At 36.6% G+C, this 23,135-nt stretch carries 21 protein-coding genes; 9 read left to right on the top strand and 12 right to left on the bottom strand.

What is annotated here, in order from left to right; translation table 11 throughout:
* The first annotated feature begins 187 nt into the window (after nt 1-187).
* Complete coding sequence (locus tag J3U00_RS01660; protein WP_065734544.1) at nt 188-1,204, top strand: amidohydrolase family protein; 1,017 nt, start codon at nt 188-190, stop codon at nt 1,202-1,204.
* A 303-nt stretch (nt 1,205-1,507) separates the two neighbouring features.
* On the opposite strand, the gene rluB is transcribed toward J3U00_RS01660, so the two are convergent.
* The 4 genes from rluB to rnm form a co-directional block, all read right to left on the bottom strand.
* Nucleotides 1,508-2,368, bottom strand: a complete 861-nt coding sequence (gene rluB / locus J3U00_RS01655; RefSeq protein ID WP_267330904.1) for a 23S rRNA pseudouridine(2605) synthase RluB — start codon at nt 2,366-2,368, stop codon at nt 1,508-1,510.
* Nucleotides 2,369-2,410: 42 nt separating this feature from the next.
* Nucleotides 2,411-3,115, bottom strand: coding sequence for a DUF3592 domain-containing protein (locus tag J3U00_RS01650; RefSeq protein WP_081299434.1), 705 nt, complete (start codon nt 3,113-3,115; stop codon nt 2,411-2,413).
* Between the two features lie 28 nt (nt 3,116-3,143).
* Nucleotides 3,144-3,764 carry an L-threonylcarbamoyladenylate synthase gene (locus J3U00_RS01645; protein ID WP_065561914.1) on the bottom strand — a complete coding sequence of 207 codons (621 nt, stop codon included), beginning with the start codon at nt 3,762-3,764 and terminating at the stop codon, nt 3,144-3,146.
* 66 nt (nt 3,765-3,830) lie between these two features.
* Complete coding sequence (rnm, locus tag J3U00_RS01640; RefSeq protein WP_267331304.1) at nt 3,831-4,703, bottom strand: RNase RNM; 873 nt, start codon at nt 4,701-4,703, stop codon at nt 3,831-3,833.
* Between the two features lie 28 nt (nt 4,704-4,731).
* Here rnm and rraB point away from each other — a divergent pair, with 28 nt between their 5' ends.
* The gene (gene rraB / locus J3U00_RS01635; protein WP_267331303.1) at nt 4,732-5,118 is read left to right on the top strand and encodes a ribonuclease E inhibitor RraB; all 387 of its coding nucleotides are present in this window, start codon (nt 4,732-4,734) and stop codon (nt 5,116-5,118) included.
* Nucleotides 5,119-5,197: 79 nt separating this feature from the next.
* Here rraB and J3U00_RS01630 read toward each other — a convergent pair whose 3' ends face one another.
* The 5 genes from J3U00_RS01630 to prfA form a co-directional block, all read right to left on the bottom strand.
* Nucleotides 5,198-7,852, bottom strand: coding sequence for a beta-N-acetylhexosaminidase (locus tag J3U00_RS01630; protein ID WP_267331302.1), 2,655 nt, complete (start codon nt 7,850-7,852; stop codon nt 5,198-5,200).
* 9 nt (nt 7,853-7,861) lie between these two features.
* Nucleotides 7,862-9,277 (bottom strand): OprD family outer membrane porin, encoded by a 1,416-nt coding sequence (locus J3U00_RS01625; RefSeq protein ID WP_267331301.1) that lies wholly within the window; start codon nt 9,275-9,277, stop codon nt 7,862-7,864.
* 408 nt (nt 9,278-9,685) lie between these two features.
* A complete protein-coding gene (kdsA, locus tag J3U00_RS01620; RefSeq protein ID WP_416379870.1) occupies nt 9,686-10,540 on the bottom strand; it encodes a 3-deoxy-8-phosphooctulonate synthase in 855 nt (284 codons plus the stop codon).
* Between the two features lie 17 nt (nt 10,541-10,557).
* Nucleotides 10,558-11,394, bottom strand: a complete 837-nt coding sequence (gene prmC / locus J3U00_RS01615; RefSeq protein ID WP_065561917.1) for a peptide chain release factor N(5)-glutamine methyltransferase — start codon at nt 11,392-11,394, stop codon at nt 10,558-10,560.
* Nucleotides 11,391-12,476, bottom strand: coding sequence for a peptide chain release factor 1 (gene prfA, locus J3U00_RS01610; RefSeq protein WP_267331299.1), 1,086 nt, complete (start codon nt 12,474-12,476; stop codon nt 11,391-11,393). The genes prmC and prfA overlap by 4 nt, the downstream gene beginning before the upstream one ends.
* Nucleotides 12,477-12,823: 347 nt before the next feature.
* On the opposite strand from prfA, the gene J3U00_RS01605 reads away from it, so the two are divergent.
* From J3U00_RS01605 to J3U00_RS01595, 3 genes are all read left to right on the top strand, one after another.
* Entirely contained in the window at nt 12,824-14,002 is a 1,179-nt protein-coding gene (locus tag J3U00_RS01605; protein WP_065561919.1) for a carbohydrate porin, read from the top strand.
* 142 nt (nt 14,003-14,144) lie between these two features.
* Nucleotides 14,145-15,326 carry a mannose-6-phosphate isomerase, class I gene (gene manA / locus J3U00_RS01600; protein ID WP_267331298.1) on the top strand — a complete coding sequence of 394 codons (1,182 nt, stop codon included), beginning with the start codon at nt 14,145-14,147 and terminating at the stop codon, nt 15,324-15,326.
* Nucleotides 15,327-15,437: 111 nt separating this feature from the next.
* Nucleotides 15,438-16,166: a GntR family transcriptional regulator gene (locus J3U00_RS01595; protein ID WP_267331297.1), complete on the top strand. Its 729-nt coding sequence runs from the start codon at nt 15,438-15,440 to the stop codon at nt 16,164-16,166.
* A 65-nt stretch (nt 16,167-16,231) separates the two neighbouring features.
* Here the strand turns inward: J3U00_RS01595 and deoC are convergent, their stop codons facing one another.
* A complete protein-coding gene (deoC, locus tag J3U00_RS01590) occupies nt 16,232-16,942 on the bottom strand; it encodes a deoxyribose-phosphate aldolase (RefSeq protein ID WP_267331296.1) in 711 nt (236 codons plus the stop codon).
* Nucleotides 16,943-17,124: 182 nt separating this feature from the next.
* Here deoC and J3U00_RS01585 point away from each other — a divergent pair, with 182 nt between their 5' ends.
* The 4 genes from J3U00_RS01585 to J3U00_RS01570 are packed head-to-tail and all read left to right on the top strand — an operon-like array spanning nt 17,125 to nt 19,749.
* Nucleotides 17,125-17,544 carry a PTS sugar transporter subunit IIA gene (locus J3U00_RS01585; protein WP_267331295.1) on the top strand — a complete coding sequence of 140 codons (420 nt, stop codon included), beginning with the start codon at nt 17,125-17,127 and terminating at the stop codon, nt 17,542-17,544.
* 23 nt (nt 17,545-17,567) lie between these two features.
* A complete protein-coding gene (locus J3U00_RS01580; RefSeq protein WP_267331294.1) occupies nt 17,568-18,059 on the top strand; it encodes a PTS system mannose/fructose/N-acetylgalactosamine-transporter subunit IIB in 492 nt (163 codons plus the stop codon).
* A gap of 24 nt (nt 18,060-18,083) precedes the next feature.
* The gene (locus J3U00_RS01575; RefSeq protein WP_267331293.1) at nt 18,084-18,911 is read left to right on the top strand and encodes a PTS mannose/fructose/sorbose/N-acetylgalactosamine transporter subunit IIC; all 828 of its coding nucleotides are present in this window, start codon (nt 18,084-18,086) and stop codon (nt 18,909-18,911) included.
* 13 nt (nt 18,912-18,924) lie between these two features.
* Nucleotides 18,925-19,749, top strand: coding sequence for a PTS system mannose/fructose/sorbose family transporter subunit IID (locus J3U00_RS01570; protein ID WP_267331292.1), 825 nt, complete (start codon nt 18,925-18,927; stop codon nt 19,747-19,749).
* A 331-nt stretch (nt 19,750-20,080) separates the two neighbouring features.
* Here the strand turns inward: J3U00_RS01570 and lpdA are convergent, their stop codons facing one another.
* On the bottom strand, nt 20,081-21,505 hold the full coding sequence (gene lpdA / locus J3U00_RS01565) for a dihydrolipoyl dehydrogenase (RefSeq protein WP_267331291.1): 1,425 nt from the start codon (nt 21,503-21,505) through the stop codon (nt 20,081-20,083).
* Between the two features lie 15 nt (nt 21,506-21,520).
* Nucleotides 21,521-23,125 carry a pyruvate dehydrogenase complex dihydrolipoyllysine-residue acetyltransferase gene (gene aceF / locus J3U00_RS01560; RefSeq protein ID WP_416380183.1) on the bottom strand — a complete coding sequence of 535 codons (1,605 nt, stop codon included), beginning with the start codon at nt 23,123-23,125 and terminating at the stop codon, nt 21,521-21,523.
* Between the last annotated feature and the right edge of the window lie 10 nt (nt 23,126-23,135).

Genomic DNA, 23,135 nt, shown 5'->3' with positions numbered 1-23,135 from the left:
GCTTGATCTTATCATTCAAATGATTAGAATTCTCTGCAATTTATTTAAGATTAAAGTTAACTATTTATGACAAATTGTAATTTTGCAGTCCTAAACAATAATGAATGTAAAGTAGTTTGATCCTCCTTTTTGGGGGATTTTTTTTGTCCAATTAATTTTAAAAGTAACTCAATTGTAGAGGCCCATTATGACCGATAGTAAAACCCTGTTATCAACGAGTCGAGATCAAAGTTTAAAAGCATATTTGATGAATAAAATTAAGCAAAATGGTGGTTGGGTTAATTCACATATGCACGCAGACCGTGCTTTTACCATTACGGTTGATAGTTTTGATGTCTATCAAAAACAGACGTTGATTGAGAAATGGGATACGCTTGATAAAGTAAAAGCAGCTATGAGTGAAGATGATTATTATCGCCATTTTAGCATGGCAGTTGAGCGGATGATTGAGCAAGGTGTGTCAGCAATGGGGTCGTTTGTTGATATTGATCCGATTGCTGAGGAACGGGCGATTCGAGGTGCTCTGCGGGCGCGTGAGACGTATAAAAAAGATATTACCATTAAATTAGTGAACCAAACCCTTAAGGGGGTTATTGATAAAGAGGCGCGTTATTGGTTTGATAAAGGGGCTGATTTAGTGGATATTATCGGTGGCTTGCCTCGTCGTGATGAGCGTGATCATGGTGAAGGTATGGGGCTTGTCCATTTAGATGTGTTGATGCAAACAGGTAAATCATTAGGCAAAATGGTACATGTGCATGTTGATCAATTTAATTCATCAGATGAGATCGAGACTGAGCAACTTACCGACAAAACTATTGAGCATGGTATGCATGGTAAGGTGGTCGCTATTCATAGTATTTCGATTACTGCGCATAGTTTGGAATATCGCCAAAAACTTTATCAAAAAATGAAAGAGGCAAAGATGATGGTGATTGCTTGTCCATTTGCTTGGATTGATAGCCCTCGTCGTGAAGAACATGGCCCTACTCGTAATTCTTTAACGCCTGTGGATGAACTGGCTGCTGCGGGTATTCCTGTTGCTATCGGTACGGATAATGTGAGTGATTATATGTTACCTTTTTCAACCGGTAATATGTGGGAAGAGCTTAAATTACTCGTGACGGGTTGTCGTTATACTGATTTAGATAATGTGGTGAATGTTGCAACCAAAAATGGGCGAATGGTTTTAGGGCTTGAATAATTGCCTAGAAATCTGATTTTAACTTTTTATAAAATCTCACTTTTTGTGGGATTTTTTTGTTTATAGACGATAGTTTTCATTTCTCTTTATTTTTTTATTTTTAACTTACTTACGTATCGTCTTTTCACTATTTAATCTGCTTTGATTAAAGTTGTAGAAATTTGAAGATAGATTATGCGTATAATTGTTTTAATTCATGGGTCTATTGATAAAAAGGGATCATCTTGATGAAAGAAGTTAAGATTGGTTGGCGGATTGATTTTTAACCCTTAAATAATATTTTATTTAAGGGTTAATCGCAATTTAAATGCGAGTTTTGCTTACGCGTTTATTCGTTCTTGGATTGAGTTTTACCCGTTTTGGAATGCGTTTTTCTGAGGTTGATTTGCTGGTAAAGCTTTTTACTTCCTCTGGTAAGCCTACTAATTGTCGTAAGTAATTAACCGAGTCTATGCCTAGTTCCATCCATGTGCCACGAGATAAGCCTTTCGGTAAGGTAATATTACCATAGCGAATTCGGAGTAATCGGCTAACTTGGACACCTACGGCTTCCCACATGCGACGGACTTCTCGGTTGCGACCTTCAGTAATAACCACATTGAACCACTGATTTAAGCCATCCCCACCTTGTGGTTTGATGGAGTTAAATGCAGCTGGACCATCTTCAAGCTGTACACCTTTGCGAAGTTGATTCAGTTGTTGGTCGGTAATATTGCCGAATACTCGTACCGCATATTCCCGTTCGATTTCATGCCTTGGGTGCATAAGGCGGTTGGCTAGTTCGCCATCGGTGGTGAAGAGTAATAATCCAGAGGTATTAATATCAAGCCGACCAATATTGATCCAGCGTGCGTTTTTTATTCGTGGTAATCGTTCAAATACGTTTGCACGACCTTGCGGATCATGGCGAGAGCAGATCTCCCCTTCTGGTTTATAGTAAGCTAGTACGCGACAGACTTCTTTTTCTTTGCTTCTTAACTGGACTAAGTGGCCGTTGATGCGAATTTTAGGGTTGGCATTGACGTCAACGCGATCACCTAGCGTTGCTATTTTACCGTCAACGCTAATTTTGCCAGCAACGATCATGGCTTCAATCTCACGACGAGAACCATTGCCTAAATTGGCTAATACTTTTTGTAATTTTTCAGAATTCAATTTTTTCATTTTGCCTCGCTACCTTCACAGGTATCTTTATCTAAAGTTGGTTTATTTTACCTTGGGTAAAAAACGTATATCGACATAATAACGTTTTGGGTTTGCTTCATCAATATAGACGGTTATTGTCTCTTGATTAATGAAAGGTTTTGGATCAAACCAAATGTTTTCACTTTTAAAAAGATGAATCTCATCGGGTGCTGTTCTGTCTTGCCACTGGCTATAAATGATGTAAGGAGAGCGACCTCGGACAGTTAATGCGGTATTTTTTTCAATCGAATTTATCTTGGCTTCAATTTGTCGGCCACTTGCTAGCAATGCACGTTTTAGTTTATTTTTTTTAGATTTAAAATAAAAATAACCACCACTTGTTAAAAATAGTAGGCTTGCGAGTATGCCTAAAATTATTTCTCCAAGCCACATTGAGAAAGTATCGTTAATTTTAGCATGATCAGCGTTTTGCGGATCATAGATAATATCAACCACATCACCTTTCTGATAAGCTGAAGGATTACTACCAACATTTGATTTAACCTTTCTGACTTGTTCCTGAGTATCAACAAATTGAAAGATAGGATAATAAGATACGGATCGATTGCCATTAGAATCTTTTGAATACGACTCTTCAAAGTCAATAACGGTGCCGGTAGTACTTAGTGAAGAGTTGATAAAATTGATCTGTTTTATCGATAGATAGAGTACCAATGACATTAATCCAATACTTATAATTAAAATAAGTGCCATTATTTTCTTCATTTCTTTCCCTATATAATGTTTAATTTTTTTATTTAAAAGGTGAAGTATCACCACTTCCTTCTCGAATAATATCAGGATAATCGTGAGTTAGATCAATAACTGTGGTTGGTTGTTCGCTGATATAGCCACCATGAACGATGGCATCAAGTTGATGACCGATTTTATCTTCTATCTCTTCAGGATCAGACTGGGCTTCATTTTCGTTAGGTAAAATTAGCGTGGTGGTCATTAAAGGTTGTCCAAGTAATTCGAGAAGCGCTAAATCTATTTTATTATCGGGAATGCGAAGTCCTATGGTTTTGCGTTTTTCGTTCATTAAGCGTCGTGGCACTTCTTTACTTGCAGGTAAGATGAAGACGTATTTTCCTGGTGTATTGTTTTTTAGCAACCGAAAAGTGGTGTTATCAACGAACGCATAAGATGAGAGTTCGGATAGATCACGACACATTAGGGTGAAGTTATGGTGTTTATCAAGGTTGCGAATTTGGCAAATGCGATCTACACCATACTTGTTATCAAGCAAACAACCTAGCGAATAACCGGAATCAGTCGGAAATGCTATCACACCGCCGTCATTTAATATTTTGACAACTTGATCTAATAATCTTGTTTGTGGATTATCTGGGTGAATATAAAATGTTTGGCTCATAATATTCTTCTTTGTTGATTGCTGGTTAAAAAATGTGAGGAACGGGGTTTTTCATCACGGTTTAATTTATACCCAATCATGCCATATAGGTGTTACGCTACCCGGCAATGGTGTTGTTTTACCTAAATCAAGATAATTAACCAAATCATGAAAATCAGAGCCTTGCGAAGCCAATAACTCAAATTCATTAGCCAGTTTGGCTAGTTTTTGTAAATCATCTTGTGTTTGTCGGCTTTGTGAAACTTCAATCGCATCACCGCCGAATGTTTTAAATTCACTAATTAATAATTTTAATTTAGTTAGGGTCAAATCATAACGAGATGGGTGTGCTAATACAGCTTGTCCACCAGCAGAATGAATGGCATTAATCGCATCAGCAATACCGCAACAATTGGCCGGAACATAAGCATAACCACCTTTGCCTAGGTATTTTTTAAATGCTCGTTTCATATCTTTGACATAACCATTAGCCACTAAAAAGCGAGCAAAATGGGCTCGAGAAACGATATCGCCTTTCGAATATTGTTGGGCTTGTTGATAAGCGTCGTGAATATTGACTTTAGCCAATTTTTCACTAATACTTATTGCTCTATCAATTCGGCCTTTTTCTTGGGCTAATAACAATTCAAGCAACTGCATATTTTCAATATCGACATTCAATCCAACAATATGAATTTCGCTATTTTTCCATATCGTCGATATCTCTACACCATGAATCAATTTTACTGGTAAGTTTTCACGCGCGATAGTCTCTTTTGCTTCAGGCAAACCTTTGATCGTATCGTGATCGGTGATAGCTAGCATGTTGATTTGATTATCTGCTGCTCTTTTAACCAGTTCAGTTGGCGTTAAGATGCCATCTGATGCAGTTGTGTGCGAATGTAAGTCGACAATCACTTTTTTCTCGAAAATTATTTTTAAACGTGTAATATACCACACAATTTGCACGACCACTAAAAGGTATATTATGAAAGATCAAATTCAGCTTGCTCAGCAAGACACTCTTGCTATTATTCAGGAACTTTTAGAAGACGGTAGTGATCCACATGCTATGTATATTATTGAGCACCATATCTCATCACAAAACTTCGATCAGCTCGAAAAAGTGGCGATAGAAGCTTATAAATTAGGCTATGAAGCAACCGATCCTGATGAGGATGTTGATGATGAAGGCAATGTTGTTATTGGTTTTGATATTATCGCTGAAAGTCCGTTAAATGCTGAGTCAATCAATAATCAAATTGCTCAGGTGATTACATTGGCAAACCAATTCGGGGTTAATTATGACGGTTGGGGAACCTACTTCGAGGATGGCAGTGATGATGATGCTGAAGATGTGGAAACTTTGCACTAATTAATCCCCCCTTCTTAATCACCCTTCAACTTTTTGGGATTTATTCTTATCCGCTAAAATAGCGGATAAGAATTATATTTTACATTTTTAAGCCTACAGCCCTACTGGTTCTTTTCTGATTTGGAGAGACACTACGAACCAATACATGTTCGACATTGTTAATGGCAACGGGTCCTTTATAACGCTGCCAACTTTCGCCTTGATTAGTTGAATATTCAATGGCTAATCCCGGATAGACGATATTAGCAATGAGTTTACCATTTTCAATTTTCGCCCCCGGTGTTGGTAAGCGATAAGCAATTTTGGCTAAATCAAGTTTGGATAATTCGCGTTGTCCCACTAAATTAGCAAATAATGTCCAATCTTTAAGTAATTGGTTTTGATCGACATAATGCGTCGTTCCTTTCGAAAATTCACGATCTTTTTGGTAAGCAATTTCCCAATCAGCTTGATGCCATGCTCGTTCTGCGACAGCTATTAACCTTGGGTATATCATATATTCCATCTGATTATCAGTACGAACGATTTCGCTCCATAGTTGTGCTGATAAGCCGTAACTACCAGACCAATCTAACGTGCCTTTAGCATTGAATGGGTTTCCATCACGATCAACGGATGTTTCAGCATTTTGAGGTAAGTTATTTGGCGCGAAGCTAAATATTTTACGTTCATCATTAAAACGAGTAGCCCAATAATAACCGGGTTCTAACGTATTAACTTCGTAAGGAAAATCAAGATAAACATAATCAGGATTCGATATCACTATTTGATAACCTTTGTTGGTCCATTCACTCGCTGAGTCAAAACCACCCCAGTAAAGTGTGTCCCAAAAGTTAACAGTGACTTTATCGACAGCGAAGTCTTTGGCACTTTCGGCATATTTTACGCCGTCTTGCCATGCTTGCATGTGATTGATGCCATGATTTTTAACTATTTTACTGGCTTCAATAGCAAAATAACTCGGTAGATGTTTTATATCTTTGATGGTGCCTTGTTTAACCAATGTTTGGCAGGCTTGGGATTTTGCCCACGGTAGATCTTCAATGCTTTGATCGATTAAGCCTTTACCCGCCTCTTTTGCGTGGATATCTTGATATCCCGGACCAAGTCGAATATTTTTGGCTTCATCACCGCCAAAGTGCCAAACAGTCAGTGGTTGTCCTGCTTGATTATGCATTTTGGCAATTTCAGTGATCACTTTATCGACAAAGCGTTTAGATGAATCTAAGCAAGGATTTAGGTAACTTTTTCGATCGTAAAATTGTACCGTTGTGGTATTTGAATCATCACTTGGATCAACTAAACGAAACTCATTAGCTTCTGCTTGTTTTCCTTCTTGCATTAGGCGTTGATAACGTGCTTCCATAGACACAATTGCCGCTCTGGCATGTGCTGGCATATCAATTTCAGGGATCACCTCAATAAAGCGATCTTTAGCATATTTGACAATTTCAATGTAATTATCACGACTAAAGTAGCCACTACCTAAATTATCACTATCAGGTCCTGATCCTAATTGCGGTAATAGGCATTTGTTTTCGCTCAGATCATGACAACGCTTGCTACCGACCTCGGTCAATTCCGGAAGACCTGGGATCTCAATTCGCCACCCTTCATCATCACTAAGGTGAAAATGGAATTTGTTTAATTTATAGCTCGCCATTTGATCGAGTAATCTTAACACCGCTTGCTTTGTTTTAAAGTTACGTCCGGTGTCTAACATAATGCCACGATAGTCAAAGCGTGGGTAATCTTCGACTTTTAGCATAGCAATGGTTGGGTTTTCGTTAACAGGAATCAACGATAAGATCGATTCTACACCATAAAAAATTCCCCGTTCATCAAAGGCAGTTATAGTCGCTTGCTTATCGCCAATATTCAGTTGATAAGCACCTGATACGCCATTTTTAAATTTGGTCGCATCAATATTTGCTAGAATCTTATAACCTTTATCCGTTAATGGGATATTTAAATTGTTAAATTGTTGATTGAGTACGGCTAAGCTGGCGTCATTAAGTCCTTTTAATTGAAGATGAATGCCATTTTTACCAAGCTGTATATCTTTTTCAGCAAGGGTAAGTTTCACCGGCGTTGGAATAATTTGCCCGCGCATGGCCTTTTTATCAAGTGGCTTAATATCGGCATTACGTTCAAATCGATTAACCGTCGTCATTAAAATATTATGATCATCGGGCGTGCGCTTCCACTGTTCACCAGTTAGGGAAACAAAATCATCCAATTCAGTATTACTGATCACTTTAGGTGTGGCGTCGGTTGATGTTACATACCAGCGAGGGATAACATCCGATTCGCTTAACTGCCAATACTCACCGATAATAGGTATATCTATGCTGGCTTTAGCCGGAAATCCGGTAAATTTTTCAGTTGGCTCTATTTTATGAAGATCACCGGTAAGATGAGTGATTTTGAATTGATCATTGTCAACCGCCAATATCATTCTGATACTACTAAAATAGATTGCCCAATCTTTGTCGTTGATAGCTTCGCCATCATTGTTTAACGAGATTGTGGCTTTGAAACAAGAAGCCCAATCAGCACCTAAAATTGCACAATCAACACCATGTTCACCAGCTTGATTATCAACAATAGTATATTTGACACTAAGCTTTGAACTTATTTCATCAACAATTTTCTGAGAGGCGTAAGCCGAAGAAGCTACTCCAAAACTTAGCAGAGAAACGATTGAAGTAAACAATATTTTAGATTTTTTCATAATATTTCCCTATTTTTGCTTTGCTTGAAACACAGTGAAAGGTATTGTGACAATAAACTTGATATCTCGTTCATCTTGGAAAATGTTGCCATATCCACCACCCCAACTGTTGATATGATTTTCATGGTTATTATATTTGGTGTAATGTAATTGGAAAGAGGTGTCTTTAGCCCAAGTGTCTTGAATAGTGTAGCCTAAATCAAAATTGTAAGCTGATTCAACTAAGCGATTCTTTTGATTTTTTGCTATTGAATTTGGTTTTGCATCCCAACCAAAAGCATAAGATGCCCCCGTTCTCCAGCCGGTTAGATACGTTGATAGATTCCCTAAATCGTAAGTCACTTCAGCAAATAGGGCTTTTTCACCATTAGCATTAAAGTCCGATCGTGAGTTCCACCAAACATCTAGTCGTCCATTAGATGAAGCATAATCAGGCGTCATACGTTGTAAAAAGAAGCCTTGTTTACCTTCAGCCTTAATTGCTACCCCTTCAAGGCGTAGACCAACTGGTCCAACTTGGTAAGCTAATGTTGCCGCTTGTAACCATGCTAAGCCGTCATAGACCTTATCCCCTTTATGAGACTGGTCTTTGGCACCATAAAATTGATAACTCATGGTTAACGGATTATCAAGCATGTCTGTTTTATAAGATGCTTTACCAAAATATTGATTCATGTAATTTTTGGCTTGACCAAAGGCTGTTTCTAACACTAAATCATTTTTAAAGTCATATTTCAAACCGGCTGAGTGTAGATAATCAATCTTCTTACCTTTTTCCCATTGTTTAAATTCATATAAGCGTTTGTACCATGGCGCTTTATATTTATCTGTCCACATATAAGACATCGATAAGGCACCAGCTTGATCAAAATCGAGCGTTGTGCCTAATTCAAAACCTCGATAAGTACCCGGTAATAAACTCCAGTGTGGGGCTAATAGTGTTTGACCAGATGGCTGAATAAAACCAGCTTTTAGCCAAAACCGTTCGTCTTGCTTAAAATTGACCTGTGCTTTATAAAAGCTCACACCACTGACATCTTTTTTCCAATCCTCATCCCAACGGGTGCGTGCGCCACTAAAACCAATTTCATTAGGATGACCATTGCCACCGTTACTGACTTCCCATGCACCATATCCGCCCAGTTCAATACCAAAGTGATCAGCAATATAGCCTGATCTAAAATCTAAATTTGTGTTGAATGATGAGTGCCTGAGGTTTTTTTCATATTTATGTTTTTTAATATTTTTTCTTTCTCGATCGCGATTCCAAAAAAATACATTACCGGTTAATGATGCATCATCAATAAATTCACTAGCATACTGAGCTTGTGCGGGGCATATACTGGTTAAAATGGTTATCGATAAAAAAAGTTTAGTAAAAAGATTAAAACGATAGGGTAAATCAAGTGCATTATCCAGACTCATAATTTCATTCCCATAATTATATAACTGACCGTTAAATTTCCTTAATCGGATGTTATAAGCCAAACTGAATTCTTTATTACTTAGAATTGCTTTCTAAACTACGAAACATATTTAGGTCGAGATTGGACAAATATGCATTTTTATAATGCATAAACATATTTTAGTTCGCAAATTAATTAATCTAAATTCGTGATCTAAATCACCAAAATGATGAAAATTCGGCTTATTTTTGTGGGATTTTCGGCTCTTTTTTTACGTGATAAATTAATCAAGCTCTATTTTTTTGATGGCTTTTAAGTCATGAAATTGTGAGCAGAATTAGTAATGAAATGAATAAGTTTAATAAGGTGAGTAATAGGTAAAAAAAAGAGAAATGTATAACATCTCTCTTAGGAATTGATAGCTCAATTAGTTTTCAGTATCTAACTCTTCAAAACTTTTTACTAATTCATCAATGGCTTTTATCTGTTTTAAGAATGGTTCAAGTTTTGCTAACGGTAATGCTGATGGACCATCACATTTTGCATGACTTGGATCAGGATGTGATTCTAAAAATAATCCAGCAATACCTACCGCCATACCTGAACGAGCTAATTCAGTAACTTGACCACGACGACCACCTGACGCTGCTCCCATCGGATCACGACATTGTAGCGCATGAGTTACATCAAAAATCACTGGCGAACCTTTGCTAACTTTTTTCATTACGTTAAAGCCAAGCATATCAACAACAAGGTTGTCATAACCAAAGCAGCTACCACGATCACAAAGGATAACTTGGTCATTACCCGCTTCTTCAAATTTTTCGACAATATTGCCCATTTGTCCTGGGCTAACAAATTGTGGTTTTTTGACATTGATTACCGCACCAGTTTTAGCCATTGCTACAACTAGGTCTGTTTGTCTTGCCAAAAAAGCAGGTAATTGAATAACATCAACGACATCGGCAACGGGTTGGCACTGCTCTTCGGTATGAACGTCAGTGATAATTTTTATACCAAATTGCTGTTTTAATTCTTGGAAGATTTTCATCCCTTCTTCTAACCCAGGTCCTCGATAAGAGTGAACTGATGAGCGATTAGCTTTATCAAAAGAGGCTTTGAAAATATAAGGAATATTCAGTTTATCGGTTACTGTGACATAGTGTTCACAAATTTTCATGGCTAAATCGCGTGATTCAAGCACATTCATACCACCAAATAATACAAACGGTAAATCATTAGCTACCGTGATATTACCTACTTTTACTTTTTTTTGTTTAATCATAAACTCATTCCTAGTTAAGGTTTAAACCAACGACCAAGTGTGACTCTGTCATTGCCACTGTAATCGGTGAAGGTTTCGACTAATTGAAATCCGTGTTGTTTAAAAATAGTTTGCACCGCTAAGCCCTGTTTCCAACCATGTTCGATTAGCAGCCAACCATATTGATTTAAATGTTTAGTTGCGCCTTGTACAATGACTTTAATATCGGCAAGTCCATCATCTTCAGAAACTAATGCACTGCGAGGCTCATAACGTACGTCGCCTTGCGATAGATGAACATCGGTCGGGTCAATATAAGGGGGATTACTGGTAATCATAGAAAATTTACGATTTTTTATTGGTTTATACCAATCACCCAGTAAAAAGTAAACATTATTAACATCGATTTGCTTGGCATTTTTTTGAGCTAATATTAACGCATCTTTGTTTTTTTCAATTGCGGTAAATAAGCAATCAGGACGTTCAGTTGCCATGGCGATTGCAATCGCTCCGGTTCCAGTCCCTAAATCCAGAACTTCACAAGGAACTTTTGGTAAATATTCTAAACCAAGTTCGACAAGCTTTTCAGTATCGGGGCGCGGGATTAAGGTCGAGTTGGAGACATTAAATTTTAATGACCAAAATTCTTTTTCACCTGTTATGTAGGCAATCGGCTCACCTTCTTGACGTCTTTTTAAATAAGCATCTAACGCAATGACTTCATCGTCAGTTAATGATGTTTCACTAAAAGCCATTAAAAAGGTGCGTGTTCTATGAGTTACAAAACTCAATAAAATTTCTGCATCACGTTTTGGGCTTTCGCTTTCAGTTAAGGTTTGCGACGCAAATTTAAGCCATTCTAAATAGGTCATTCATCCTGTTCCGATAACGCTGCAAGCTGATCTGCTTGGTACTCTTGTACTATTGGTTCAATTAGCATATCTAATTTACCTTCAATCACTTCATCTAAGCGATAAATGGTAAGATTTATACGGTGGTCAGTAACCCGTCCTTGAGGATAGTTATATGTTCGAATACGGTCTGAACGATCACCCGAGCCTAATAAGTTACGTCTGGTTGATGCTTCTTCTTGTTGACGTTTGCGCGCTTCGGCATCTTGAATACGTGCAACTAATACTGACATCGCTTTCGCTTTGTTTTTATGTTGTGAACGTTCATCCTGACATTCAACCACAATCCCAGTTGGAATATGGGTAATACGGATTGCTGAATCAGTGGTATTAACATGCTGACCACCTGCACCGGATGAACGGTAGGTGTCAATTTTTAAATCCGCTGGATTGATTTCTGGCATTTCTGCTTCAGGAATCTCAGGTAAAACAGCAACAGTACAAGCAGATGTGTGAATACGACCTTGTGACTCAGTTTCAGGTACGCGTTGAACACGATGTCCACCTGATTCAAATTTTAAGTGACCATAGACTCCATCACCACTTACTAACATGATCACTTCTTTATAACCGCCATATTCACCATCATTTGCACTCATGATTTCAACACGCCAGTTGCGAGATTCGGCGTATCTTGTGTACATTCTGGCTAAATCACCAGCAAAGATTGCAGCTTCATCACCGCCTGTGCCTGCTCTAACTTCAACAAAACAGTTGTAGTCATCATTCGGATCTTTCGGTAACAGGAGCACTTGTAATTGTTTTTCTTGCTGTTCAACTTGAGCTATGGCTTCATTTAACTCTTCTTGAGCCATTTCACTCATTTCAGGATCAGATAGCATCATCTTGGCAGTTTCGATATCTTCTTGAGTTTGCTGCCAATTAGCAAAGCACTTAACCACATCGGTTAATTGTGCATATTCTTTTGAAAGGGTTCGAAATCGGTTTTGATCGGCAATAACCGTTGCATCAGATAGTAATGCTTGAACCTCTTCATAACGCTCTTGTAGCGTTTCCAATTTACTGATAATTGAAGGTTTCATAACTCTATATATTTGATAATGATTAATTGAATTTGCCCGGCATTATATACTTAATTGCCTTTAAAATACAGTTTCTACTTACTTATGGCTAAGCTAAACAATATTGTTAATTGCACTGTATTGGTGAGGATATGATTATTAGATTGAATAAAAAATGTTACACGTGTCACAGATTTCAATTTTGGTCATTTAAAATTTACTTAACTCCATATAACATCATTTGTAAACGATGTCATCACGAATCAATAACGCTTTTATTAAGATTGAACCACCATTTTGCTTTAAATTTTGTTATCGCATACATAAAACTGTTGTTAAATATTATAACTATTCAAGGAGTTAATTTTATGAAGAAGATGTTTATGTGTAGTCTGATTGGGTTAAGTTCAATGGCAAATGCAGCTATTCAATGGGATACTCCGCAAGGACAATTAAAGTTATATGGAGACGTCGAATTTAATGTGGATGCCGCTAGTAGCAAACAGCAACTTAGCTCTTTGAGGGAGACTGCTGATAAAAAAAATAAACCTTCTGACAAAGATCGTTGGGATATCAATGGTCGTATATTGATTGGTTTAGATGGCTATCGTGAAATTAACAACAAAAACTTTGCTGGATTCGTGGTGCAACCCTTAGCAGATTTAGGTGGTGATGTGAATCTGGATGATGCGGCATTTTATTTTGGTCAGAAAAACGAGTGGAATATTAAAATTGGTCGTTATGAAGCTTATGATATGTTCCCGCTTGGACAAGATACCTTTATTGAATATTCAGGTAATACTGCCAATGATTTATATGAAGACGGCTTTGGCTATATCTATATGTTGAAAGAGGGTCGTGGACGTAGTAATAATGGTGGCGGTATTCAATTAAATACACCGCTATTTGATAATGTCAATTTTGAGTTAAATGCATTGGTCAATAATGGCGAGAAAATGTTTAATAAATCGGCTTATCATGGTTATGAAATCGATAAGAAGAAAAACGTGGTCTATTTACGTCCCGTTTTATCTTGGAAAAATGAAAGCATTTCAACCGCAATTGCTGCCGAAACAAATGTGGTAAAAAATGCTTACGGTTATCATGATGATAACGGTAAATTCCGCGATCAATCACAAAGAACTGGTTATGGCGCGACTTTTTCATGGAACAATCAAGGCGATTGGGATGCAGCAGGATTCAGATTTAATGCCAGCTTTGCTTATATGAATGCTAAAGATGAAAAAGATATGACCATTGGCACAAATATTGTTTGGGAAAAAATCGGCTTAGGTTACTTATTTGCAAACAATGATATCAAAAAATTTAATCCATATAACCGTGTTAAAGATGGCCATATAAATAGCAAAGGTAAATATAAAATTCATACTGTTAATGCCTCATATCTAATTGATGATGTGTTAGATATGGATAATTTTAATATCTATTTAGGTGCATATTGGTCATTACTTGATAGAAGTAAATCTCATGGCGATAACACCGATGATCGTTATGGTGCTCGTGTAAGATTTAAATACTTCTTTTAATTAGTTGAAGTAAATTTAATTAGTTGCAGTAAATTCTCGATTAAGCCAGTTTAATGCTTTTTAAAACTGGCTTTTTTATTGCAAGTTGTTACGTGGAGAGTATAGTTAACTTATATCTAAAAACGTATTTAGGGGTGTCAATATGAGCCAGACGATATGGAAACTGGAAAATACAATTAAACATTATGATTGGGGCAGTATAGATGGCATAACCAATTTATTTGGTATTCCAAACCCAACTTCAGAACCGATGGCAGAAGTCTGGATGGGGACTCACCCACTTGGTTGTTCTTTAGTTATTGATGCTAAACTTGGGAAAATCAGGCTTGATAAGTTAATCCAAGATAATCCTCAAGAAATGTTAGGTAATAAGACCTTTAACTATTTTGGAACACTTCCCTTTTTATTTAAAATTCTTTCAGCCCAAAAAGCGTTATCAATCCAAGTTCACCCAACCCTTAAAAATGCAAAACTGGGCTTTGCCAAAGAAAACCAATTAGGTATACCATTAGATGCCCCCAATCGGAATTATAAAGATCCAAATCATAAGCCCGAACTTATTTATGCATTAACACCCTTTAAAGCCATGCGTTCGTTTCGTGCTATTGACGAAATTATTTCCCTTTTTGAAAAAGTAGCCATTCCCGATTTAATTTCGCCAATATCACTCTTAAAAAATAATCGTCATTCTTTAAAGCATTTTTTTGCATACTTATTGACACTATCCTATCCAAGTAAAACATCTTTGATTAAAAAACTTTTAATTAATATCGATTCTTTTAATGAGGATCCGTTTTGCACCATTAAAATTTTGGCAAACGATTACCCTAATGATATTGGTTTATTTATGCCTCTGCTTTTAAATATCATTGAGCTTAAGCCAGGGGAAGCTATGTTCTTATGTGCGCAGACTCCACATTCTTATTTGTTTGGCTGTGGGCTTGAAATTATGGCTAATTCAGACAATGTATTAAGAGCAGGCTTAACACATAAATATATCGATAGTAGCGAATTACTTAATAATACTGATTTTGAAAGCACACCATTAAACCAATTGTTAACTAAACCTGTTGTGAGGGAGAATAAGTTTTATTTTCCTGTACCCGTTGATGACTTTAAATTTGAAATTATAAAGAGTGATGAAAGTAAGCATTTTGAACAAGTTAAAAGTGCGCAGATTGTGTTGTGTTTAGATGGTAAAGTCACATTTACCACAAAATCAGAATCACTAATATTGCAAAAAGGGGAATCAGCTTTTATCGCTTATCAAACAGGTTCTTATTATTATGAAGGTAGGGGATATTTAGCTAAAGCATTTGTTTAATGGTTGATGATTGAAAAAAATAGTTAACTATTAATAGGTTAAATATGATTGTTTTACATGACAATTGTATTATATTAATATGTCTTAATATAATAATCAAAAATAAGCATCATGGATTCTAATAATAAAATTCCACGTCATTTGTTTATTCAGCAAGATTTATTAAAAAAAATTCAATCAGGGATATATGCTGAAGGGCAATTGATCCCTAAAGAGTCTGAATTAACGGCTATTTATCAAGTCAGTCGCCCTACTGTTCGTCAAGCTATTCAATTTTTGGTTAATGATGGATACCTTGAACGCCGTAAACGTCGGGGAACAATTGTTAAACAGCAAAAGATCAATCAAGAATTTACCCATATTATTGAAAGTTATGATTCAGAAATGAATCGTAAGGGACTTCATCCAACAACCAAAGTATTAACGTTTAAATTGGATAAAGCAACCAATGATATTGCAAACCATTTAGGTATCAATGAATTTGATGCTATATACAAATTAGTACGACTGCGTTATGCAGAAAACAAACCAATCGTGCTAGTAACGACTTATTTACCTGTAAAATTATTACCTAACTTTTTAGATAATGACTTTAAACAAGAAAAACTATATTCAGTTTTAGAAAAAATGAGTTTTCCAATTCTTCAAATACGTCGAAAGTTAGATGTATTGAAAGCGGATGAAACAACCAGCGATTTATTAGATATTGAAGAAGGTGATCCTATTTTTTATTTCCATTCGATTGGTTATAGCTATGATCGAACACCAGTTGAATATTCAATATCTAAATATCGTGGCGATATTAACTCATTTGTTTTTGAATTAAATCATTCGAACTAATTTTGAAAAAATATACCCACGCATAAGTGGGTATCTTCCTGATAATATTTAATATTATTAATTTGTTAAATTTCGATTGTCTGCTTATTTCTTGTTTGTAAATCTTTTTTGATCTCTTCAATAATTGCAATCCCTGCACTTGTTCCAATACGTTCAGCCCCTGCTTTAATCATTTTTATAAATGTTTCAGCATTACGAATACCACCAGCTGCTTTAACTTTTACAAAATCACCTACTTGTGCCTTCATTAATGTTACATCTTCAATTGTCGCACCTGAAGGACCAAATCCGGTAGATGTTTTAATAAAGTCAGGTTTTACTTTAACTGCAATCTTGCAAAGTGCTATTTTTTCTTCGTTGGTTAAATAACAATTTTCAAAAATTACTTTTGAGATAACATTATGTTTACGGCAAATTTCTACAATTTCTGACATTTCACGTTCAATATATTTTAAATTACCAGCCTTTAATTCAGAAATATTGATGACGTAATCAATTTCGGTCGCGCCAATATCTATTGCATTTTTTGTTTCAAAGCATTTCGATTCAATCGTTGTTTGACCTAAAGGAAATGCAATTGCAGCGCCAATATCTACCTCTGTGCCTTTTAATAATTGAGCACACAATTTTGATTGAACTTGATTGATTGCAACCATTTTAAAATGATAGTCACTGGCTTCCTTACATAGTTTTTCCATCATAGCAATCGTTGCATCTGGTTTTAAATTGGTGTGATCAATAAGTTGACTCAATTCACGTAAAGAGTAGTTTTTCATGTTTTTTCCTTAATAATATATGTAATTACATATACTAGAAATTAATTATTTTTTGTCAACATAAATGTTAGTTAAAATGTGACAAACCTCTCAAATAATGAAAAATAAATCATAATATATTTTTTTTGAATAATAAATATGTAAGTATATATTTGAAAAATATTTTAAGGAGGTAGATCAGAATGAAAGTAGTTGTTACTTCACACGGGGAATTATGCGAAGGCATCTTATCGAGTTACCAAATGATCGCTGGTGATATATCTCAATTTATTGCTGTCAAGCTTGATGATAAAGGGATCGGTGATTTTTCATCACGATTAACAACTGTTTTAGATAAATACATTATGAATAATGAAGTTGTGATTGTACTTAGTGATATTAAAGGAGGCACACCTTATAACGAAACTTTTCGCTATATGTTAGGTCATCCAGATAAAATTCATCTATTAACAGGATTAAATTTACCTATGCTAATTCAAGCAGGAACACTAATTAACGAACTCAATATTCATGAAGCTATCGATTCAATTTTAGAAGTGGGACAAACTTCAGTATCAATGGCATCAATCACTGAGAATGAAAATGAAGACTTAGATTTTTAATTAAATGATAGGAGTGAATATTTATGACAATTACTTTAACTCGAGTCGATGATCGTGTGATTCATGGTCAAATAATGACTCGCTGGACAAAATTCAGACCTGTCGATGGCATCCTGGTAGTCGGTGACAATATAGCTGCTGACGAATTACGCAAACGTGTTCTGAAAGCAGCAGCAGGAACACTAAAAATTGGGATTTATACAGTTGAACAAGGTGTAGAAAAAATAAAACAAGGGATTGAGTCGAATAAAAACTTTTTTTTAATTAGTGATTCACCACAGACATTTGAAAAATTGTTAAAAGCTGGGGCTAAATTGCCTGCAACATTAAATATCGGTTGTATGAATACGAGAGCAGGAGCAAAAGTTTTAGGACGAACAGTTGCCATTGATGAAAACGATTGCAAAGCGTTTGATTATATTGAAAGCCAAGGAATTAAGATCGAATTTCAATTACTACCTGATGATGAAGTTAAAAGTTGGGACGTAATGAAAAAGAAATACGACACTTTGTAAGTTTCATATTCAGAGGGAAAAATTATGGAAACAACGCTTTTTATTCCCGCTTTATTAACAGGGATATTTTGTTATTTAGGCGCGATTGAATCACCATGGCTTTTTGGTATGTCAGGTGGATTTTATATAGTTGGAAGACCTTTGGTTGCGGGTTTATTAGTTGGTTTAGCCTTTGGAGATATACAAGCTGGTGTATTGTGCGGTTTAGCTGTTCAAGCTGTTTTTATTGCCAATTTATCAACAGGAGGGGCAACGAATAGTGAAATCACTTATGCAGCTTATGGCGGTATTGGTTTAGCTCTTGCCACAACCAAAGAGCCTGCCGTAGCAGTAACGCTTTCTGTTTTATTGGGCCAAACTTTTGGGTTGATATTTTATAATACTCGAATGGCATTATATTCATTTTGGAATAGTAAAGCTCAACACGCAGCCGAAACAAACAATACTCGTGGTATTATTTTAAATCACCTATTTTATCCACAAGTTACCACTTTTCTATTACGTGCCGTTCCAGTCTTTTTAGCTATTTATTATGGCTCTGGATTGGTGGAATGGTTATTAACTAATGTACCAGAAATAATTACTAAAATTATTTCAGTATTGGGTGGTGTTTTACCAGCATTAGGTATCGCAATGCTGATGAATATTGTGATTAAATCGAAAGTTCAGTTAATCTTTTTCTTCGCTGGCTTTGTTTTATTAGCTTTTGCAGAGTTAAGTATGATAGCCCTAGTCTTCATCTCCGCTTTAGTTGCTTACTTATATTTTATTGCAAGCAGTAAATCGGCAGCAACAATTAAAGAAACAAATCAATCAAATTCAGATGTTTTTGAAGATGATGATCTGTTTTAAAAAGGAGAATAACATGGATAAATTAATGGATGAACAACGTTTAACAAAACAAGAGTTACGTCAAATTTGGTATCGATGGGGTTTTACCCATTTATCATCAATGAGTTATGAAAAATTACAAGCACATGCGTGGGCTTTTTCCTATATTCCTTTTGCAGAAAAGTATTATAAAAATGATCCTGAAGCGAAGCGCCGCTTATTAGTCAGACATTCTATGTTTTATAATACCGAACCACAAACAGGCCAAATTATTAACGGCATTGTTGCCTCTATGGAAGAAGAGATCGCCTTAGGTAAAAATGTGCCAGAAGAATTACCGGTAAATATTAAAGCCACGCTAATGGGGCCTTTAGCCGGAATTGGTGATTCCCTCATTCAAGGTATTATCGTACCAATATTGTTATCAATAGCCATGGGAATGGCTGCGGGTGGTAATGCTATCGGTCCTATTTTTTATATTTTATCTTATGGTATTTTAGGCCCATTGATTTCCTATTTTAGTTTCCATTACGGCTATAAATTGGGAGTTAATGCGATTGATAATATTATTGGTGATAACGTCAAACGTATTACTGATGCGTTTAATGTACTTGGTATAATGGTCGTAGGTGGTTTAGCTGCAGGTAATATTGTGCTTAATTCTTCCTTGGAAATACCTATGGGCGAAAGCATGAAATCATTACAAAGTGTACTTGATAGTATATTCCCGAAAATATTACCTCTATCTATGGTGCTATTGGCATGGTGGTTAGTATCAGCAAAACAGATGACGGCGACAAAAGTCATTTTGATCATTACAGCTATTACATCGGTAGGTGTAGTGATTGGTATATTCTAGTCAAATAGATTCCTAGTTTAGAAAAGCTAAAAAGGATTACCATGAAACAATTAGGGGAATTTTATAAATTCCTCTTTTTGTTATTTATCATGACAATTAATAAGTTAAAAGAATTAAGAAAAATAATAAAAGTTTCAACAATATAATCTGAAAACCATATCAAATATTAAATTATATCGTTTTGATATATCATTTCCTATTGGATTTTCCTAACTATAAAGTTTTCTGGTACTCACTTCTTTATAAAATGATATTTCTTTAAACACATATAAAAAATGCCGTTAGTTAACTAACGACATGGTTTTATTTCATTAATACTAAAAAATACTAGTTATTTTTTTAAAGCCTTTGGATTAGGTAGATCGGTAACCGTACCTTCATACACTTCGGACGCGAGTCCAATTGATTCATGTAAGGTAGGGTGAGCGTGGATGGTTAGTGCAATGTCTTCTGCATCACAGCCCATCTCTACAGCAAGAGTGATCTCTCCAAGAAGTTCACCACCATTTGCTCCAACTACCGCACCACCAAGAAGGCGATTATCGGCTTTGTTGAAGATTAGTTTAGTCATCCCCTCTGAACAATCAGACGCAATTGCTCGCCCTGATGCTGCCCATGGGAATATGGCGACCTCATAATCGATACCTTTTGCTTTCGCTTCTTTTTCAGTTAATCCTACCCAAGCAACTTCTGGTTCGGTGTAGGCAATTGATGGTATGGTTTTCGGATCGAAATAATGTTTTTTACCAGCTATCACTTCAGCTGCAACATGCCCTTCATGAACCCCTTTATGAGCTAACATTGGTTGACCCACAATATCACCGATCGCATAGATATGTGGAACGTTAGTTCTCATCTGTTTATCGACTTCGATAAAACCACGATCGGTCACATTTACTCCAGCTTTTTCAGCATTGATAAGTTTACCATTTGGCGCTCGACCTATCGCCACTAGTACTGCGTCGTAAGTGTGCGTTTCGATGGTTCCATCTTTCTTTTCCATGGTGACATAGATTGCATCATGTTTGGCTTCGACCGTATTTACTTTAGTTTCTAAGCGTAAGGTAAATTTCTTTTGAATTTGTTTGGTAAAGACTTTTATCACATCTTTATCCGCAGCTGGGATCACCTGATCTAGCATTTCAACCACATCCACTTCTGAACCCAATGCGTGATATACGGTACCCATTTCCAGACCAATAATACCACCACCCATTAACAGTAATTTTTTAGGAATAGTGGTTAATGCTAACGCATCGGTTGAGTCCCATATACGAGGATCGTCATGAGGAATGAATGGTAAGGTTATTGGTCGAGATCCTGCTGCAATAATAGCATTATCAAAGGTAATTTTAGTTATCCCTTTGGCAGAAGTGACATCCATTGTGTGACTACCGGTGAATTGCGCTTCACCTTGAATCACATTAACTTTACGCATTTTGGCCATGCCTGCCAGCCCGTTAGTAAGCTGATTGATTACCTTTTCTTTCCAAGCACGAACTTTGTCGAGCTCTAACTTTGGCGTTCCAAAATGGATTCCATGTTCGGTGAGGGATTTTGCTTCATCCATCACTTTAGCAACATGCAATAATGCTTTAGAAGGAATACAGCCAACATTAAGGCAAACACCACCCAAGGTTGAGTAGCGTTCGACTAATGTCACATCTAATCCAAGATCGGCCGCACGGAAAGCAGCGGAATAACCCGCTGGCCCGGCACCTAATACAACAACTTGTGTTTTGATATCTTGACTCATAACTGATTTCCCCCCTTACATCACTAGTCGACGTAAGTCGGATAAAACATTAACAATATGGCTTAAGAAGCGTGCACCATCTGCGCCATCAATCACTCGGTGATCGAAGGATAATGATAAAGGTAACATTAAGCGTGGTGTAAATTCTTTACCATTCCATACTGGTTTCATACTTGAGCGAGATACACCAAGTATGCCCACTTCTGGCGCATTTACAATTGGGGTAAATGATGTCGTTCCGATGCCACCAAGACTGGAAATAGTGAAACAACCACCTTGCATATCACTACCTGTGAGTTTACCGTCTCGCGCTTTTTTGGAGATTTCAGCAAGTTCACGTGAAAGTTCAATAATGCCTTTTTTATTTACATCTTTAAATACAGGAACAACTAAACCATTTGGCGTGTCAACTGCCACACCGATGTTGATGTATTTTTTAATGATAAGAGTTTGTGCATCTTCTGACAATGAACTATTAAAACGCGGATAAGCAGTTAAAGCACTCGCTACGGCCTTCATGATAAACACGAGCGGAGTAATTTTGAGATCGAGTTTTTTCTTTTCTGCTTCAGCATTTTGTTGCTTACGAAATGCCTCTAGTTCAGTGATATCTGTTTCATCAAATTCAGTGACATGAGGAATCATCACCCAGTTTCGATGTAAATTTGCACCAGAAACTTTTTGAATTTTAGTTAATGGTAAAGATTCAATTTCACCAAATTTGCTGAAATCGACTTTTGGCCATGGTAATAATCCAGGGAATGCACCAGATGATCCACCGTTTTCGACTTGTTTTACGGCATTTTTGACATAGTTTTGGATATCTTCACGAAGTACACGATGTTTAGGGCCTGTAGGTTGGATTTTTGCAAGATTGATACCAAATTCTCTTGCTAATCGTCGAACTGATGGTGTGGCATGTGCGTAAGCATCGTTTTCTACAAATTCATTTGCAGTTGGTGCAGGTTTAGCAGTCTCAGCAACTGGTGCAGGAGCTTGAGCTTGAGCTTGAGCTTGAGCTGGAGCTGGAGCTGGAGCTGGAGCTGGAGCTGGCGCAGGTTCAGCTTTGACGGGTGCACTATTCGTTTCAAACTCCATTATTTTGGAGCCAGTTTTGACTTTATCACCAATTTTAACAGTGATGCTTTTTACTGTACCAGCTATAGTTGCAGGTACTTCCATCGAGGCTTTGTCACCTTCAACAGTGATGAGTGAATCATCAACTGCTACTGAGTCACCAACTTTAACTAGTATTTCAGTCACTTCTACTTCATCGCCACCAATGTCTGGAACATTAACATCAACTACTTGGCTACTATTTTGTGCTGGCGCAGAAGCTGGAGCTGGAGCTGAAACTTCTGGAGCAGGCGTTTTTGACGCGCTTGCGCCCTCTTCATCAAATTCCATAATACTAACACCTGTCGTCACTTTATCGCCAACTTTGACAATGATTGACTTCACAATACCAGCCTGTGGTGCCGGTATTTCCATCGATGCTTTATCGCCTTCAACAGTCAATAGTGATTGATCTACATCAACTTTGTCGCCGACTTTAACTAGGATTTCTGTTACTTCAACTTCATCGCTTCCGATATCAGGTAATTTTATTTCAATACTCATTATTTTTACC

Source organism: Gilliamella sp. B3127 (assembly GCF_026536935.1).
Lineage (GTDB): Bacteria > Pseudomonadota > Gammaproteobacteria > Enterobacterales > Orbaceae > Gilliamella > Gilliamella apicola_E.
The sequence above is the reverse complement of the archived record's forward strand: the minus strand, read 5'-3'. Positions and strand labels throughout refer to the sequence as shown.

Excerpts from the sequence above, each read along its gene's own strand:
- J3U00_RS01650 (WP_081299434.1), bottom strand. The coding sequence starts at position 3,115 with ATGAAGAAAATAATGGCACTTATTTTAATTATAAGTATTGGATTAATG.
- J3U00_RS01630 (WP_267331302.1), bottom strand. The coding sequence starts at position 7,852 with ATGAAAAAATCTAAAATATTGTTTACTTCAATCGTTTCTCTGCTAAGT.
- J3U00_RS01625 (WP_267331301.1), bottom strand. The coding sequence starts at position 9,277 with ATGAGTCTGGATAATGCACTTGATTTACCCTATCGTTTTAATCTTTTT.
- prmC (WP_065561917.1), bottom strand. The coding sequence starts at position 11,394 with ATGACCTATTTAGAATGGCTTAAATTTGCGTCGCAAACCTTAACTGAA.
- deoC (WP_267331296.1), bottom strand. The coding sequence starts at position 16,942 with ATGAAAAACTACTCTTTACGTGAATTGAGTCAACTTATTGATCACACC.
- rraB (WP_267331303.1), top strand. The coding sequence starts at position 4,732 with ATGAAAGATCAAATTCAGCTTGCTCAGCAAGACACTCTTGCTATTATT.
- J3U00_RS01660 (WP_065734544.1), top strand. The coding sequence starts at position 188 with ATGACCGATAGTAAAACCCTGTTATCAACGAGTCGAGATCAAAGTTTA.
- J3U00_RS01595 (WP_267331297.1), top strand. The coding sequence starts at position 15,438 with ATGGATTCTAATAATAAAATTCCACGTCATTTGTTTATTCAGCAAGAT.
- J3U00_RS01585 (WP_267331295.1), top strand. The coding sequence starts at position 17,125 with ATGAAAGTAGTTGTTACTTCACACGGGGAATTATGCGAAGGCATCTTA.
- J3U00_RS01580 (WP_267331294.1), top strand. The coding sequence starts at position 17,568 with ATGACAATTACTTTAACTCGAGTCGATGATCGTGTGATTCATGGTCAA.
- prfA (WP_267331299.1), bottom strand. The coding sequence starts at position 12,476 with ATGAAACCTTCAATTATCAGTAAATTGGAAACGCTACAAGAGCGTTAT.
- J3U00_RS01645 (WP_065561914.1), bottom strand. The coding sequence starts at position 3,764 with ATGAGCCAAACATTTTATATTCACCCAGATAATCCACAAACAAGATTA.
- lpdA (WP_267331291.1), bottom strand. The coding sequence starts at position 21,505 with ATGAGTCAAGATATCAAAACACAAGTTGTTGTATTAGGTGCCGGGCCA.
- J3U00_RS01605 (WP_065561919.1), top strand. The coding sequence starts at position 12,824 with ATGAAGAAGATGTTTATGTGTAGTCTGATTGGGTTAAGTTCAATGGCA.
- manA (WP_267331298.1), top strand. The coding sequence starts at position 14,145 with ATGAGCCAGACGATATGGAAACTGGAAAATACAATTAAACATTATGAT.
- aceF (WP_416380183.1), bottom strand. The coding sequence starts at position 23,125 with ATGAGTATTGAAATAAAATTACCTGATATCGGAAGCGATGAAGTTGAA.
- J3U00_RS01575 (WP_267331293.1), top strand. The coding sequence starts at position 18,084 with ATGGAAACAACGCTTTTTATTCCCGCTTTATTAACAGGGATATTTTGT.
- rluB (WP_267330904.1), bottom strand. The coding sequence starts at position 2,368 with ATGAAAAAATTGAATTCTGAAAAATTACAAAAAGTATTAGCCAATTTA.
- J3U00_RS01570 (WP_267331292.1), top strand. The coding sequence starts at position 18,925 with ATGGATAAATTAATGGATGAACAACGTTTAACAAAACAAGAGTTACGT.